This is a genomic window from Candidatus Rhodoluna planktonica, from assembly GCF_001854225.1.
GTDB classification, from domain to species: Bacteria; Actinomycetota; Actinomycetes; order Actinomycetales; family Microbacteriaceae; genus Rhodoluna; species Rhodoluna planktonica.
The window spans coordinates 736,489-752,136 of the sequence record NZ_CP015208.1; the positions used below are offsets into that span (position 1 = coordinate 736,489).

10 protein-coding genes and 1 tRNA gene are annotated in these 15,648 nt (G+C 52.2%); 9 read left to right on the forward strand and 2 right to left on the reverse strand.

The features are described from left to right. Positions 1-16 precede the first annotated feature (16 nt). Positions 17-1,459 carry a pyruvate kinase gene (gene pyk / locus A4Z71_RS03675; protein ID WP_070954591.1) on the forward strand — a complete coding sequence of 481 codons (1,443 nt, stop codon included), beginning with the start codon at positions 17-19 and terminating at the stop codon, positions 1,457-1,459. A gap of 242 nt (positions 1,460-1,701) precedes the next feature. Here pyk and A4Z71_RS03680 read toward each other — a convergent pair. Next, positions 1,702-1,785 (reverse strand) — tRNA-Leu (locus A4Z71_RS03680). A 67-nt stretch (positions 1,786-1,852) separates the two neighbouring features. Between A4Z71_RS03680 and A4Z71_RS03685 the strand changes: the two genes are divergently transcribed. After that, complete coding sequence (locus A4Z71_RS03685; protein ID WP_070954592.1) at positions 1,853-2,443, forward strand: ANTAR domain-containing response regulator; 591 nt, start codon at positions 1,853-1,855, stop codon at positions 2,441-2,443. Here A4Z71_RS03685 and A4Z71_RS03690 read toward each other — a convergent pair. Continuing rightward, entirely contained in the window at positions 2,406-2,801 is a 396-nt protein-coding gene (locus A4Z71_RS03690; RefSeq protein WP_070955236.1) for a PaaI family thioesterase, read from the reverse strand. The two genes, A4Z71_RS03685 and A4Z71_RS03690, sit on opposite strands and share 38 nt — an antisense overlap. 77 nt (positions 2,802-2,878) lie before the next feature. On the opposite strand from A4Z71_RS03690, the gene polA reads away from it, so the two are divergent. The 7 genes from polA to rapZ all read left to right on the forward strand — a co-directional run bounded on the left by polA (position 2,879) and on the right by rapZ (position 15,648). Beyond that, complete coding sequence (gene polA / locus A4Z71_RS03695; RefSeq protein WP_070954593.1) at positions 2,879-5,560, forward strand: DNA polymerase I; 2,682 nt, start codon at positions 2,879-2,881, stop codon at positions 5,558-5,560. Positions 5,561-5,708: 148 nt separating this feature from the next. Further along, on the forward strand, positions 5,709-7,163 hold the full coding sequence (gene rpsA, locus A4Z71_RS03700) for a 30S ribosomal protein S1 (RefSeq protein WP_070954594.1): 1,455 nt from the start codon (positions 5,709-5,711) through the stop codon (positions 7,161-7,163). Between the two features lie 60 nt (positions 7,164-7,223). Further along, a complete protein-coding gene (gene coaE, locus A4Z71_RS03705; protein WP_070954595.1) occupies positions 7,224-7,832 on the forward strand; it encodes a dephospho-CoA kinase in 609 nt (202 codons plus the stop codon). Then, positions 7,832-9,895 carry an excinuclease ABC subunit UvrB gene (gene uvrB, locus A4Z71_RS03710; protein ID WP_070954596.1) on the forward strand — a complete coding sequence of 688 codons (2,064 nt, stop codon included), beginning with the start codon at positions 7,832-7,834 and terminating at the stop codon, positions 9,893-9,895. Before coaE ends, uvrB begins: the two co-directional genes overlap by 1 nt. A gap of 21 nt (positions 9,896-9,916) precedes the next feature. Next, positions 9,917-12,787: an excinuclease ABC subunit UvrA gene (gene uvrA, locus A4Z71_RS03715; RefSeq protein ID WP_070954597.1), complete on the forward strand. Its 2,871-nt coding sequence runs from the start codon at positions 9,917-9,919 to the stop codon at positions 12,785-12,787. Continuing rightward, positions 12,780-14,660 (forward strand): excinuclease ABC subunit UvrC, encoded by a 1,881-nt coding sequence (uvrC, locus tag A4Z71_RS03720; protein ID WP_070954598.1) that lies wholly within the window; start codon positions 12,780-12,782, stop codon positions 14,658-14,660. Before uvrA ends, uvrC begins: the two co-directional genes overlap by 8 nt. 112 nt (positions 14,661-14,772) lie before the next feature. Next, entirely contained in the window at positions 14,773-15,648 is an 876-nt protein-coding gene (rapZ, locus tag A4Z71_RS03725) for an RNase adapter RapZ (protein ID WP_070954599.1), read from the forward strand.

Consider the following 15,648-nt stretch of genomic DNA (forward strand, 5'->3'; position numbering starts at 1 on the left):
AACGGAAAGAAGAAAAATGAGACGTGCCAAAATTGTGGCCACACTAGGCCCGGCAACCTCAAGTTATGAGCAGATCCGCGCGATCATCGAAGCCGGTGTTGATGTGGCTCGAATGAACCTAAGCCATGGCAGCTACGAGGTTCACGAGGAAATCTATCGAACCGTCAGAAAGGCCGCTGCTGATGCCAACAAGCCGGTAGGCGTGTTCGTTGATCTTCAGGGCCCCAAGATTAGACTCGGCCGGTTTGCCGATGGTCCAGTGATGCTCGAGAAGGGCGCCACCTTCAAAATCACGATCGAAGACATCCAGGGCGACGTAAACATTTGCGGAACAACCTTCAAAGGACTTCCGGGAGATGTTAAGCCGGGAGATCTTTTGCTGATCGATGATGGCAAGGTTACGCTGCGCGCCACCGAAGTGAGCGACACGACAGTAACTACCGTGGTCGAGGTACCCGGACCGGTTTCGAACAACAAGGGCATCAACCTTCCGGGAGTAGCAGTAAATGTTCCAGCGCTCTCCGAGAAGGATGAAGACGATCTGCGCTGGGGTATTCGCCTCGGTGTCGACATGATTGCGCTCTCGTTTGTTCGCAACGCCAGCGACATCGTCCGAGTGCACGAGATCATGAACGAGGAAGGTAAATACCTGCCCGTTATCGCCAAAATCGAAAAGCCGCAGGCGGTAGCCGCTCTAGAAGAGATCATCGATGCCTTCGACGGAATTATGGTTGCGCGTGGTGACCTCGGCGTTGAGTTGCCGCTAGAGCAGGTGCCGCTGGTTCAAAAGCGCGCCGTAGAACTCTCTCGCCGCTGGGCCAAACCGGTAATCGTTGCAACCCAGATGCTTGAGACCATGATTGATAATTCGCGCCCAACTCGTGCCGAAGCTTCAGACGTGGCTAACGCGATTCTCGACGGCGCAGATGCCGTGATGCTTTCTGGTGAGACTTCAGTTGGTAAGTGGCCGGTTGAAACCGTTGAGGTTATGGCTCGAATCATTGAATCCACCGAGGATAACGGACTCGACCGCATTCCAGCGCTTGGCACCAGACCGCACACCCACAGCGGCGCGGTTTCTTTAGCCGCTGTCGAAATTGCTGAACTTCTTGGTTCAAAGTATGTTTGTGTGTTCACGGAGTCAGGCGATTCGCTGCGACGAGTTTCACGTTTGCGTTCATCTGTTCCGGTTCTCGCTTTCACGCCATCCGAGACAGTTCGCAACCGCCTCGCTCTGGTTTGGGGAGCAAAAACCTACCTGGTGAGCCCAGTCACACACACCGACGAAATGATGCATCAGGTCGATGAGATCTTGCTCTCTGAAGGTAAGGCAAAAATTGGCGAGGAAGTTGTTGTGGTTGCCGGAACCCCTCCAGGCATCCCAGGCTCAACTAACTCGCTAAGAGTGCACCGTGTCGGTGATGCAGTAAATCAGGCTGCGCCCGGCTATCGCATCTAGCCTTTGCTGGTGGGCAATAACTGATCGAGAAGGGACCGAATGGTCCCTTCTCTTTTTTCTTTACTACACGCGTGGGAAATTCCGCGGCATATGCGTTTGAGCAATCAAACAGCCGATAGCAACGCCTAAAAAAATCGGGCTATCTGGTAACAACATTGTTTAGTGAAAGAAGTGCATGTCTCTAGCCGGGATTGAAACCTCGTTAAAGCAGAAAATCGAGCCAAGAGCTCGATTTTCTAATCTGGTGCCGAAGGCGGGACTTGAACCCGCACTCCTTTCGGAAAAGCATTTTGAGTGCTCCGCGTCTGCCATTTCGCCACTTCGGCCGGCAACAGAGAAAAGTCTACTTCATCAGACGAAGTTCACGTGCAACAAGCAAGATAAAGTATTCGCATGGTAGAAACGCAAAGCAAACGTAGAGCAATTGTTGCCGAAGATGAGTCGCTGATTCGGCTAGATATCGTTGAGACTTTGCAGGAGAACGGATTCGATGTGGTTGCTCAGGCAGCCGATGGTGAAACCGCAGTTGCTTTAGTTCGTGAACACAAGCCCGACCTTCTCGTCATGGACATCAAAATGCCGAACATGGATGGCATCACCGCTGCGGAACAGCTAAAAAATGATCATGTACCAATTGTGCTGCTCACCGCTTTCAGCCAAAAAGAACTGGTTGAGCGAGCTAGCGAAGCTGGAGCAATGGCCTATGTTGTCAAGCCGTTCACGCCAAATGATCTAATGCCGGCGATTGAAATTGCCCTGAGCCGTTTTGCTCAACTAACTGCCTTAGAAGCCGAAATCTCAGACTTGAGTGAACGCCTTGAGACCCGCAAGCTTGTTGATCGCGCCAAGGGCTTGCTCACCGAAAAAATGAATCTGTCCGAACCAGAGGCCTTCCGGTGGATTCAGAAAGCTTCAATGGATCGCAGACTGACGATGCAAGAGGTCGCTAAGACCGTAATTGATCAACTGGGCGCAAAAAGTTAGTTATTCGCACGGTTGATAACCTGCGGTCTTGCTCATCGCTGATCACAATTTCGTGCGTGGTTAGGGTTTTTCCAAGAACCAGTGCCGTGCAAACCGCTGTCACATAACCTGACGAAGCTGAGCGCGAGTGTGACGCATTCACCTCGATGCCGACTGCAACGTGAGTGGGGTGGGCCCAAACATTTGCGGCAAAACTGCCCAGTGACTCGCCGATAACCACGTGAGCGCCACCGTGTAAGACGCCAAGCGGCTGAGTATTGCCTTCGACTGGCATCCGAGCAACTGCCCGCTCTGCACTCAATTCAAGAAGTTCAATGCCCATTTTTTCTGCCAGCGGCCCCAGGCCACGCAGCTTCATTAGTTCTTCGGCAGCGGGGCTAAATTTTGCTTCAGTCAAGACGCATCCTTCGGGTTTGAGACAAGTAGGCTTTGAGCATGAACGCTACCGAAAAGCCTACTCTGCTACTAATTGATGGGCATTCGCTGGCATTTCGGGCCTTTTACGCGCTGAATCCTGACAGTTTCAAAACATCTGACGGTCAGCACACTAATGCGGTTCACGGTTTCATCTCGATGATGCTGAATATTTTGGCCGCCGAAAAGCCAACACATTTGGCGGTAGCCTTTGACCTTTCCCGAAGTTCGTTCAGAACCGAGGTTTATCCAGAATACAAAGGTACGCGCGGTGAGACACCGCCCGAATTTATCGGCCAAACCGAATTGCTGCAGGATGCCCTTGCAGCGATGGACATCACCACTCTCACCCTCGAGAACTATGAGGCAGACGACATCATCGCCAGCCTTGCTGACCAACACGCTGCGCGCGGTTTTCAGGTTTTCATCGTTTCGGGCGATCGTGACACTTTCCAGCTAATTGGCGAAAACACCACAATTCTTTACCCGGTCAAAGGCGTCTTGAATCTTGCCCGCATGGATGATGCGGCGGTTTTTGAAAAGTACGGAGTTCATGCCGCCCAGTACCCTGATTTGGCAGCTCTGGTTGGTGAAACCTCGGATAACCTCCCTGGTATCCCTGGAGTGGGACCAAAAACCGCGGCCAAGTGGTTGCAAGAGCACGGAACCCTGGAGAACATCCTAGCTGCTGCCGGATCTTTCACCGGGAAAGTTGGCGACTCGCTACGAACCCACCGAGAACTAGCGGTCCGAAATAGGAAACTCAATCATCTGGTGCGAGACCTTCAACTTCCTGTGTCTGATGATGCGCTAGCGCTTAAGCCGGTTAGCGAAGCCAAGGTAAGGGATGCATTTGCCAAACTGCAATTTCGCACCCTGACCGAGCGCGTGTTGAAACAGCGCGGCACCGATAGCACTTCTAAACCGAAGCAGGATGAATATATTGCTGTTTCTGATGATGAGCAGGGCAAGCTACCGGCCTTCAATGCCGAAATTCCGCAAGCCCAAGAGTTGAGTCAGAATGAAGCGGCGCAATGGCTTGCTCAGCAAGAGTCGACGGTGGGTTTTGCAGTCGAATTTCAGGACGGCAAAATTTGCGCGTTCGGTTTCGCCACCGAGGCGGCCCGTCGCTTTGTCAACCTCGGCGCTAGCATCGACGATGCTTTGCTCAGCTGGCTGGCCGATGAGTCTTCTAAAAAGGCCGTTTTTGCGGGCAAAGATTTGATTCGTCGACTTGTCAAATTGAACATTGAAATAGCCGGCGTTGATTACGACGCCTTGCTGATGAGTTATCTCGACAACCCATTGCGCCGCGATTACCTGCTCGACTCACTGGTCGAAGAACACCTTGGCTTAGTGGTTGAGCGCGAAGACCCGAACCAACTTATATCTGATCAAAAAATCGATGCCAGCCTCGACGCCTGGCTAGCTTTGGCGCTGAACGAGACACTGCATCCAAAGTTGGTTGCAACCGACCAATTGCGCACCTATACGCAGATTGAATTGCCGACCAATGAGGCGCTGGCCACCATGGAGGCAACCGGTATTGCGGTCAATTCTGAGGCGCTGCAGAAGCTTTTCGATCGTCTCAGCCTCGAAGTGGCGCAAGTAGCCAAAGAGGCCTACGCCATTATTGGCCACGAAATTAATCTGGCTTCGCCAAAGCAGTTGCAGACCGTGATTTTTGATGAACTTGGGATGACCGGCACCAAGCAGGTCAAAACTGGATTCAGCACTAACGCCGCAGCTCTCAATGAGTTATTCGAGCAGACCGGTCACCCGTTTTTGGAGAAATTACTGCTGCACCGCGAGGTCAGCAAAATCCGCCAAATTGTCGAGGTGCTGCTGAAATCAATTGATGCTGATGGCAGAATTCACACCACTTACGTACAGACCGGAACCTCCACCGGAAGGCTGAGTTCCGAAAATCCAAATCTGCAGAACATTCCGATCAAGACCGAACGCGGCCGCGAGATTCGCGATGCTTTCATAGTTGGCGAAGGTTATGAGACCTTACTGACGGCCGACTATTCGCAAATTGAAATGCGTATCATGGCCCATCTTTGCGAGGATGACGGCATCATTGAGGCTTTCAAGTCGGGGGAGGACCTGCACCGATTTGTTGGCGCCAGGATTTTTGGCGTGAAGCCAGAGGAAGTCACCTCAACAATGCGATCTAAGGTCAAGGCCATGAGCTACGGCCTGGTTTATGGCCTCAGCGAATATGGCTTGGCAAAACAGTTGCGCATCCCAAACGGCGAGGCCAAGCAACTGATGAACGACTACTTCGCCCGTTTCGGTGGCGTGCGTCGCTATCTAGCTGCGGTGGTTGATGAAGCTAAAACTCAGGGTTACACGGTTACCAGTTTTGGCCGCCGCAGACCTTTTGATGATCTAAACAGCAAGATTTTCCAAATTCGTGAAAATGCCCGTCGCGCCGCACTAAATGCACCAATTCAGGGCACAGCGGCCGATGTCATGAAGCTGGCCATGACAAAAATTTTTGCTGAAATTCGTGCCCGAAATCTAAGCAGCCGAATGTTGCTTCAGGTTCATGACGAACTTGTTTTCGAGGTTGCCCACGGGGAACTAGACGAACTTCGCGAGCTGGTTGTGCGAAACATGAATGAGGTCGTGGCTTTGCTTGTGCCTCTCGATGTGCACGTAGGAATCGGTTCATCATGGGATAGCGCCGGTCACTGATTTTTGCTAAACAGGCCTGATTTTCAGGTTGTTTTGCCGGATTGCCTGCGCTAGGCTTGAAGGGCGTGTTTTCTGCGCAACAATCCTTATCAATCGCTCAAGGTCCTGCCGCGAGCCCGAGTAATGTCCGTTAAGAGTAAAAATCCATATGACCACCAAATCAACCAAGCAGATTGCCGTCAACGACATCGGTTCTGCCGAAGACTTCCTAGCTGCAGTAGAAGCAACCCTGAAGTTCTTCAACGATGGCGACCTAATCGCCGGAACCGTCGTAAAAATCGACCGTGACGAAGTTCTGCTAGACGTCGGCTACAAGACCGAAGGTGTTATCCCTTCGCGTGAGCTGTCAATTCGTCACGACGCAGACCCATCTGAAATCGTCAACGTTGGCGACACTGTTGAGGCTCTAGTTCTTCAAAAAGAAGACAAAGAAGGCCGCCTAATTCTTTCCAAGAAGCGTGCACAGTACGAGCGCGCCTGGGGCGATGTCGAAAAGGTTAAAGAAGCTGATGGCACTGTCACCGGTGTGGTCATCGAGGTTGTCAAGGGTGGCCTAATCGTAGACATCGGTCTGCGCGGCTTCCTACCAGCATCACTTATTGAACTTCGTCGCGTTCGCGACCTTGGCCCATACTTGGGTCAGAAAGTCGAAGCCAAGATTCTTGAGCTCGACAAAAACCGCAACAACGTCGTGCTTTCTCGTCGCGCACTGCTCGAAGAGAGCCAGTCGGCATCGCGCAGCACCTTCTTGGCTGACTTGGCCAAGGGTCAGATTCGCACCGGTGTCGTTTCGTCGATTGTTAACTTCGGTGCGTTCATCGATCTTGGCGGAGTTGACGGTCTAGTCCACGTTTCTGAGCTTTCATGGAAGCACATCGAGCACGCCTCTGAGGTTGTCGAAATCGGCCAAGAGGTAACTGTTGAGGTTCTTGAGGTTGACCAAGACCGCGAGCGTGTATCGCTATCGCTAAAGGCAACTCAAGAAGACCCATGGCAGGTATTTGCCCGTACTCACGCAATCGGTCAGTACGCACCCGGAAAGGTCACCAAGTTGGTACCGTTCGGTGCGTTCGTTCGAGTTGCCGATGGCATCGAGGGCCTAGTTCACATCTCAGAGCTGTCATCGAAGCACATCGAGCTTGCCGAGCAGGTTGTTTCGGTCAACCAGGACGTTTTCGTCAAGGTAATCGACATCGACCTAGACCGTCGCCGTATCTCGCTTTCGCTAAAGCAGGCTAACGAAGAAGTTGACCCAGAGGGCACCGACTTCAACCCAGCCCTATACGGCATGGCTGCAGATTACGACGAGAACGGTCAGTACAAGTACCCAGAAGGTTTCGACCCTAAGACCAACGAGTGGAAAGCAGGCTTCGAAGAAGCTCGCGCCAAGTGGGAAAAGGAATACGCTGAAGCCCACGCCCGTTGGGAAGAGCACAAGCGTCAGGTCAAGGCTGCGAACGAAATTGCCGCCGCATTGCCAGATGCTCCTGCAGCTGACTCTGCCTCATCGGCAAGCTACTCGAGTGAATCAGTAGAGACCGGAACTCTTGCTTCGGACGAATCTCTTGCTGCTCTTCGCGACAAGCTAAAGAGTGCCGAGTAACATCGCAAATCTCGAAGGGGCCCCGAAAGGGGCCTCTTTTTTTGCGTTTAGGCTAGAGGCATGTATCTGATCGGCCTTACTGGAGGAATCGCAGCTGGGAAGTCCACGGTTGCCGACTATTGGCAAACTCTGGGTGGATTTCAAATAGATGCTGACCAGCTGGCTAGAGAAGCAGTTGAGCCCGGTTCCGCTGCGGCGGCGAAAATCGCCGAAGAATTTGGCGCTGACGCAATAACGGCTGACGGCTCAATCAATCGACCCAAGCTGGCTGAAATCGTATTCGCCGATCCGACTGCGCGTGAAAAGCTGGAAGCCATAATCCACCCCGAGGTTCGCCGATTGATGCTCGATCGAATGAGCAAACTTCCGGCAGACACCATGGTCATCTACAACGTTCCGCTACTGGTCGAGGCAGCAAGCGATCTCGAATTCGATACCGTTGTAACAGTCGAAGCACCCGTCGAGAAGCAAATTGAACGCATGGTGAAGCACCGTGGCATGACCTCGGAGGCGGCGCAGGCCAGAATTGCCGCGCAAGCAACACCGGCGGAGCGAGCTAATCGTGCCGACTTCATCATCAATTCAAATCAAGACCTAGAACTAATGCTGCGCGATGCCCGTTTGCTCTGGGGCAAACTCGAAACCCTCGCTGCACAGAAGGACAGTTAGTGGAAACGACTCGTTCGTACGCTCCCTTTAAGGTAGTCAGTGAGTACACGCCGTCCGGCGATCAGCCACAGGCAATCGCCGAACTGGCAAAACACATCAATAATGGTGAAAAAGATGTGGTGCTTCTGGGCGCCACCGGAACCGGTAAGTCGGCTACCACCGCATGGCTGATTGAGCAGGTTCAACGACCGACCCTTATTTTGGCGCACAATAAGACCCTGGCCGCGCAGCTGGCCACAGAATTTAGGCAACTGCTGCCAAATAACGCGGTTGAGTATTTCGTTAGCTATTACGACTACTATCAGCCAGAAGCCTACGTTCCGCAAACCGATACCTTCATCGAAAAAGACTCAACAATCAACGAGGAGGTTGAGCGACTTCGCTACTCTGCCACGACAAGCCTGCTGAGTCGACGAGACGTGGTTGTGGTTAGTACCGTTAGCTGCATTTACGGCCTGGGCGCTCCCGAAGAATATCTTGCCAACCGTGTTGCTCTACAGGTGGGCCAACAGATCGATCGCGATGACCTGATCAGGCAATTTGTCGGGATGCAGTACAGCCGCAACGATTACGAATTTTCCCGGGGAACCTTCCGGGTCAAGGGCGACACAATCGAGATCATCCCGGTAAACGAAGAAATGGCGATTCGGATCGAGTTTTTTGGCGATGAGATTGAAGGTTTGTTTTCACTTCATCCACTGACCGGAGAGATTCTTCGCACTGAACAAACTATTTCGATTTTTCCAGCCTCAATTTACGTCGCCGGGCCAGATCGCATGGGTCGGGCCATAGAGGCGATTGAAAACGAGTTGGCAGTTCGGTTGCGTGAGCTTGAGGGTCAGGGAAAACTGCTTGAGGCCCAGCGCTTGAAAATGCGAACAAACTTCGACCTGGAAATGATTCGCGAACTTGGTTTTTGCTCTGGTATCGAAAACTACTCGCGACACATTGATGGCCGCGAAGAGGGCAGCGCACCCAGTTGCCTGCTCGATTATTTTCCCGAAGATTTTTTGACCGTGATTGATGAGTCACACGTAACCGTGCCGCAAATCGGCGCCATGTACGAGGGTGATTCAAGTCGAAAACGCACTCTCGTTGAACACGGATTTCGACTTCCTTCGGCCCTAGACAACCGCCCACTGAAGTGGCCGGAATTCCTAGAGCGAGTCGGCCAAACTGTCTACCTTTCGGCAACACCGGGAAAATACGAGATGTCACTATCCGCTCCGGTTGTTGAGCAAATTATTAGACCAACCGGTCTAATCGACCCGGAAATCATCGTGAAGCCGTCAAAAGGCCAGATTGACGACCTGCTCGAGGAAATCAGGGTTCGTGCTGAACGCGATGAGCGAGTTTTGGTGACCACTCTCACGAAGAAGATGGCCGAGGAACTCACCGACTTCCTCACTGAGAATGGTGTTCGGGTTCGTTATCTGCACAGTGATGTCGATACCCTACGGCGCGTCGAGCTATTACGTGAACTGCGCCAGGGTGTATTCGATGTCTTGATCGGAATCAACCTGCTGCGTGAAGGCCTAGACCTTCCAGAGGTGTCGCTGGTGGCCATCCTTGACGCCGATAAAGAGGGTTTCCTGCGTTCGACCACATCGCTTATTCAGACCATTGGTCGTGCCGCTCGAAACATTAACGGGCAAGTGCATATGTACGCCGACAACCTCACCGATTCGATGAAACGCGCTATTGACGAGACCAACCGACGTCGAGCTAAACAGGTTGCCTACAACACTGCCAATAACATCGATCCGCAACCGCTTCGCAAGAAGATTGCCGACATCACAGATCAGATTCTGCGTGAAGAACAGGACACAGCCAAACTACTGGAGAGTAGCAAGCGCAAAGACAAAAATGCGGTTGGTATTCGACCGAGGGTAGGCATTGCCAAGATGGCCGAGGCAGAAATTCTGGCAGTTATCGAAGATCTCGATAACCAGATGAAAAATGCGGCTGCCGAGCTGCAATTCGAGTTGGCCGCGCGCATTCGCGACGAGGTTTCTGAACTCAAGCATGAACTGCGACAGATGAAAAAGGCCGGCCATATCTAATTCGAAAGTTAGGATTCAAGGGTGCTTATTTCCCAGGTCCCAACAGACAACAAGCTTGCCATTCGTGGAGCAAGAGTTCACAACCTTAAGAACCTGAATCTCGAGATTCCTAGAGATGCTCTCGTGGTATTTACAGGTCTGAGCGGTTCTGGAAAATCCTCATTAGCCTTTGACACAATCTTCGCTGAGGGTCAACGCAGATACGTTGAGTCGCTATCAGCTTATGCCCGTCAATTTTTAGGACAGGTGGATAGACCCGACGTCGACTTCATCGAGGGGCTTTCGCCAGCAGTTTCGATTGACCAAAAATCAACAAACCGAAACCCTAGATCAACAGTTGGCACGATCACCGAAATTCACGATTACCTTCGTCTGCTCTGGGCGCGCATTGGAGTTCCACACTGTCCGGAATGTGGCGAAAAAATCATCAAGCAAACTCCGCAGCAAATAGTCGACCAGATTCTCGAGCTGGGCGAGGGCGTTCGATTTCAAATCTTGGCTCAGGTTGTGTCGCAGAAGAAGGGCGAATTTGTCGACCTCTTTCGCGACTTGACCACTCAGGGCTTTTCTCGTGTGGTTGTCGATGGCGAACAGATTTCGCTGGCCGATGCCAAGCCACTAAAGAAAACTTTCAAGCACGACATATCTGTGGTGGTAGATCGACTAGTCAACAAACCAGAGATTGCGCAGCGACTCACCGATTCGGTAGAGACTGCGTTGAAACTGGCCGACGGTCGAATCCAAATTGATTTTGTTGACGAAACCGATCCCGCAAAAAAATTTCGTGTTTTCAGCGAAAAGATGTCCTGCCCGAACGAGCATCCTCTTTCACTAACCGAAATAGAACCGCGAACCTTTTCCTTCAATGCACCATTTGGAGCTTGCCCCGAGTGCTCTGGACTTGGCACGAAACAGGCAGTGGACGCAGATTTGGTGATCGGTGACCCAGATCTATCTATAGCCGAGGGCGTCATCATCCCGTGGTCTACTCAGGGCAAGGGTCTATTTCACTATTTTGCTCGAATGCTAGAGGGCCTCGCCAAAGATCTCGACTTTGATTTAGATACCCGCTGGAATGCGCTGAGCGAAGAAATTCAAGCGGCCGTTCTATACGGGAATAACTTCGACGTGCAGGTGAAGTGGAAAAACAAATACGGACGCGAATTGCGCTACACCACCGGATTCGAAGGGGTATTGAGCTACATCGAACGAAAGTGGCTCGAGTCAGAAAATGACTACGCCCGTTCGCGCTGGGCTTCGTTCCTCCGGGAAGTTCCCTGTCCCGCCTGTTCCGGAGCAAGACTAAAGCCAGAGGTCCTGGCGGTTACGGTCGGAAACCAATCGATTTCTGAAGTGTGCCGCATCAGCTTGGGTGAAAGTCTCGAATTCTTTAACGCCCTAAAACTTGATCCGCGTGACGAAAAAATTGCCGCTCAGGTTCTGCGCGAGATTAGAGCTCGTCTAGAGTTTCTGATTGCCGTTGGGCTCGATTACCTCAACCTGGAGCGCGCTGCAGGCTCGCTCTCCGGTGGGGAAGCCCAGCGCATTAGGTTAGCCACTCAGATTGGCTCGGGATTAACCGGGGTGCTTTACGTATTGGACGAGCCATCGATTGGCTTACACCAGAGAGATAACCGTCGACTCATCGAGACTCTGGTCAAACTCAGGGATCTCGGCAACACCCTGATTGTTGTCGAACATGATGAAGACACCATCAAGACCGCAGACTGGATTGTCGACATTGGACCTGGCGCGGGAGTAAACGGTGGTGAAGTTGTCCACAGCGGCAGCTATAAAGAATTGCTCAAAAACAAGACTTCGCTAACCGGAGCATTCCTCTCCGGTCGCGAGTCGATTGAGATTCCAAAGAACCGCAGAGCTATCGATGACAAGCGCAAACTAAAAATTGTTGGCGCCAGAGAAAACAATCTAAAAAACGTGGATGTCGAAATTCCACTCGGCCTGTTTACCGCTGTAACCGGCGTTTCCGGTTCAGGTAAGTCATCCTTAGTAAATGATGTTCTTTACGAGGTCTTGGCCAATGCTCTAAACGGGGCCAAGGGTGTTGCCGGCAAGCACACCCGAATTGAAGGCTTGGAACTTCTCGACAAGGTCGTTCACGTTGACCAAGCCCCAATTGGAAGAACCCCGAGATCCAACCCAGCCACCTACACCGGTGTTTTCGATCACATTCGAAAACTTTTTGCCGAGACACCGGAGGCAAAGGTGCGCGGCTACCAGCAGGGACGATTCTCATTCAACGTCAAAGGTGGGCGCTGCGAAGCTTGCTCTGGCGACGGCACCTTGAAGATTGAAATGAACTTCCTGCCAGATGTCTATGTTGCTTGCGAGATCTGCAAGGGGCAGCGCTACAACCGCGAAACCCTGCAGGTGAAGTACAAAGGCAAAAACATTTCCGAAGTACTTGAAATGCCAATTGCTGAAGCTGCGGAATTCTTTGCCCCAATCAGTTCAATTGCTCGCTTCCTGACCACCTTGGTCGATGTGGGTCTCGGCTACGTTCGACTCGGTCAAAGCGCTACAACCCTTTCTGGCGGTGAGGCGCAACGAGTGAAACTAGCCACCGAGCTTCAGCGTCGAACTTCAGGTCGAAGCATCTATGTTCTCGATGAGCCGACCACCGGCCTGCACTTTGAAGACGTCAGAAAATTGCTCTTGGTACTCAATGGTCTAGTTGAAAAGGGAAACACCGTTCTGGTTATTGAACACAACCTCGATGTGATTAAGTGTGCAGACTGGATTGTCGACATGGGGCCCGAAGGTGGCTCGAGGGGTGGCCAGGTGGTTGCCGTGGGAACCCCAGAACAGGTAGCCCAAATCCCGGCGAGCTTTACCGGACATTTCCTAAAGGAAATCTTGGGAAATGGCTAATGACCTTAGTTGGCGACCAAAAACCGGAGAGATCCCAACCGATCCCGGGGTTTATCGCTGGCTCGATGCCAAAGGCAGAGTTCTGTATGTTGGCAAAGCCAAAAACCTTCGGGCGCGACTAAGCAGCTATTTTGCACCGCTAGATTCGCTGCACGACCGCACCCGGAAAATGGTCACCACGGCCAGAGACCTGCAGTGGACAATCGTCAAATCCGACTACGAAGCGTTGCAACTTGAATTCACCTGGATTAAAGAATTTGACCCGCCTTTTAACGTGCGTTTCAAAGACGACAAGTCGTACCCATACTTGGCGATTTCAACAAACGAAGATTTCGCTCGCGCTTTCATTACTCGCAACCGAGAATTGCGTTCGGTTCGCTATTTCGGCCCCTATACACAGTCTTGGGCTGTGCGTGAGACTCTAGACACGCTGCTCAAGGTTTACCCAATCAGATCCTGCTCGAAAGCCGTGTTCAACGCTGCAGCAGCAAAAAAACGACCTTGCTTACTGGCTGACATTGGAAAATGCAGCGCACCCTGTGTCGGTCGGATTGAGCCAAAAGAACACCAGCGACTGGCTGCCGATTTTGCCAAGTTTCTGAACAGCGGAGATCGAAGTTACATTGACGAACTCACACAGCGAATGTCGACCGCGTCAGAAAATCAGGAGTACGAGCTGGCAGCGGCACTTCGCGATGATGCCAAGGCACTGGCCGCCGTTTTAGAAAAATCGACCGTGGTGTTCAGCGACCAAACCGATGCCGATCTGTTCGGAATTGCCGAAGATGAGTTATCGGCGGCGGTGTCGCACTTTGTGGTGCGCGGTGGACGAATCAGAGGAGCGCGAAACTGGGTGCTCGATAAAGAACTCGAGCGCGACCCAGCTGAACTTGTCGAGTACATTCTGCAAAATGTCTACAGCCCCAAACCGGGTATCGAACCCCAAGAAATACCGCGCGAAATACTGGTACCGGTACTGCCCTCTGATCATCGTGAGGTTGCCCTTTGGTTGAGCGACCTGCGGGGAAGCAAAGTGCAATTGCGAGTAGCTCAACGCGGCGATAAAGCTGCCTTGGCAGAAACGGCGGTCAAAAACGCCCAGCACGCACAAAATCTTTACAAAATGCGGCGCAGCGCTGATTTCACATCCCGCGCCGACGCTCTGGCCGGCATTCAGCGGGCTCTAAACCTTGAGGATGCCCCACTGAGAATCGAGTGTTTCGACGTCTCACACCTTGGTGGTACCAATGTGGTTGCCTCAATGGTGGTCTTCGAGGATGGTCTGCCTAAAAAGGATGCGTATCGAAAATTCAATGTCGAAGGCACCAAAGACGATACTGAATCGATTCATCAGGTTCTGACGCGGCGACTTCGATACCTAGTTCAGGGCGACCCCGAAGCGGATGGCGCAAAGTTTTCTTACCGCCCGAATTTGATTATTGTTGACGGCGGTTTGCCTCAGGTAAACGCGGCGGCGAAGGCCCTTGATGAAGCCGGGATTACCGACATTGCCCTGTGCGGGTTAGCAAAGCGACTCGAAGAAGTGTGGTTGCCGGGGGATGCCTTTCCAATCATTCTTCCTCGAGCTACCGAAGAACTGTTCCTGATGCAGCGCATCCGTGATGAAGCGCACCGGTTCGCGATTACTTTCCAGCGAAAGAAACGCTCGCTGAGTATTAGCAGTCAGCTACTTGAGATACCAGGTCTAGGCGAGCGTCGAGTTTCGCTACTGCTTAGGCACTTTGGGTCGGCAAAAAGAATGCGCTTGGCAACCGTGGCCGAAATAGCCTCGGTACCAAACATCAGTGAACAACTGGCCGAAATAATTCACGCAACACTCAACGAGGATGGCCAAAAACTTTCAGAAAAGTAGTGCCAACCGCACATACTTTCCGTTTTTTCAAAAAGAATCCCTCGGCGTGTCGCGACCCACTAGAATCGGCTAGAAGCGCGGAAATACTGGCGACACGCCGTTAGGGGGTAAAGTGGACGCTGATCGAAAGCCTCAATTGCTCATCGTTACCGGTATGTCCGGTGCCGGGCGGTCAACCGTCGGCAATGCCCTCGAAGATTTGGGTTGGTATGTTGTCGACAATCTTCCACCACAAATGCTTGGGCCGGTTGCCGATTTATTTCGGTTAGCCAAAGCTCCGCTGCCAAAACTTGCCGTCGTGATTGACGTTCGTGGTGGAGAGTTCTTTGCCGACCTTCAAGAAAACCTAAATTCTGTTCGCTCTCGATCGGTAGAGCAAACTCTGCTATTCCTTGAGGCAACTGATTCGGCTTTGGTCAAGCGATTCGAGTCGGTCAGGCGGCCTCATCCGCTTCAAGGTAATGGCACCATCTTGGACGGAATCGCTGAGGAACGCCGGCGCCTGCTGGGGCTGCGCGAGTCGGCCGACGTCATTATTGACACCTCAGACCTGAATGTGCACCAGTTGGCTACCAAAATTCAGGAAAGTTTTGCCTTCGAAGGTCGTCGAAAACTTCAGATCACAGTTATGTCTTTCGGGTTCAAATACGGTTTGCCGACCGATGCCGATTTAGTAGCTGACGCCAGGTTCTTGCCAAACCCTTTTTGGAACGAGGATCTTCGTCCGTTTACCGGCGAGGACCAATCGGTGAGTGACTTTGTGCTGTCACAAGATGGTGCCGCTGAATTTTTAGAAAACTACCTGGCTGCCCTCAAGCCTGTGCTCAACGGATATATGAAAGAAAACAAGCGCTATGCGACGATTGCCGTTGGCTGCACCGGAGGTAAGCACCGGTCTGTAGCGATCGCTAAAAAGATTGCCGCTGCGCTCTCAGACCAGAGTGAAATCTCGGTAAGCATCAAGCACCGAGACTTAGGAAAGGAGTGA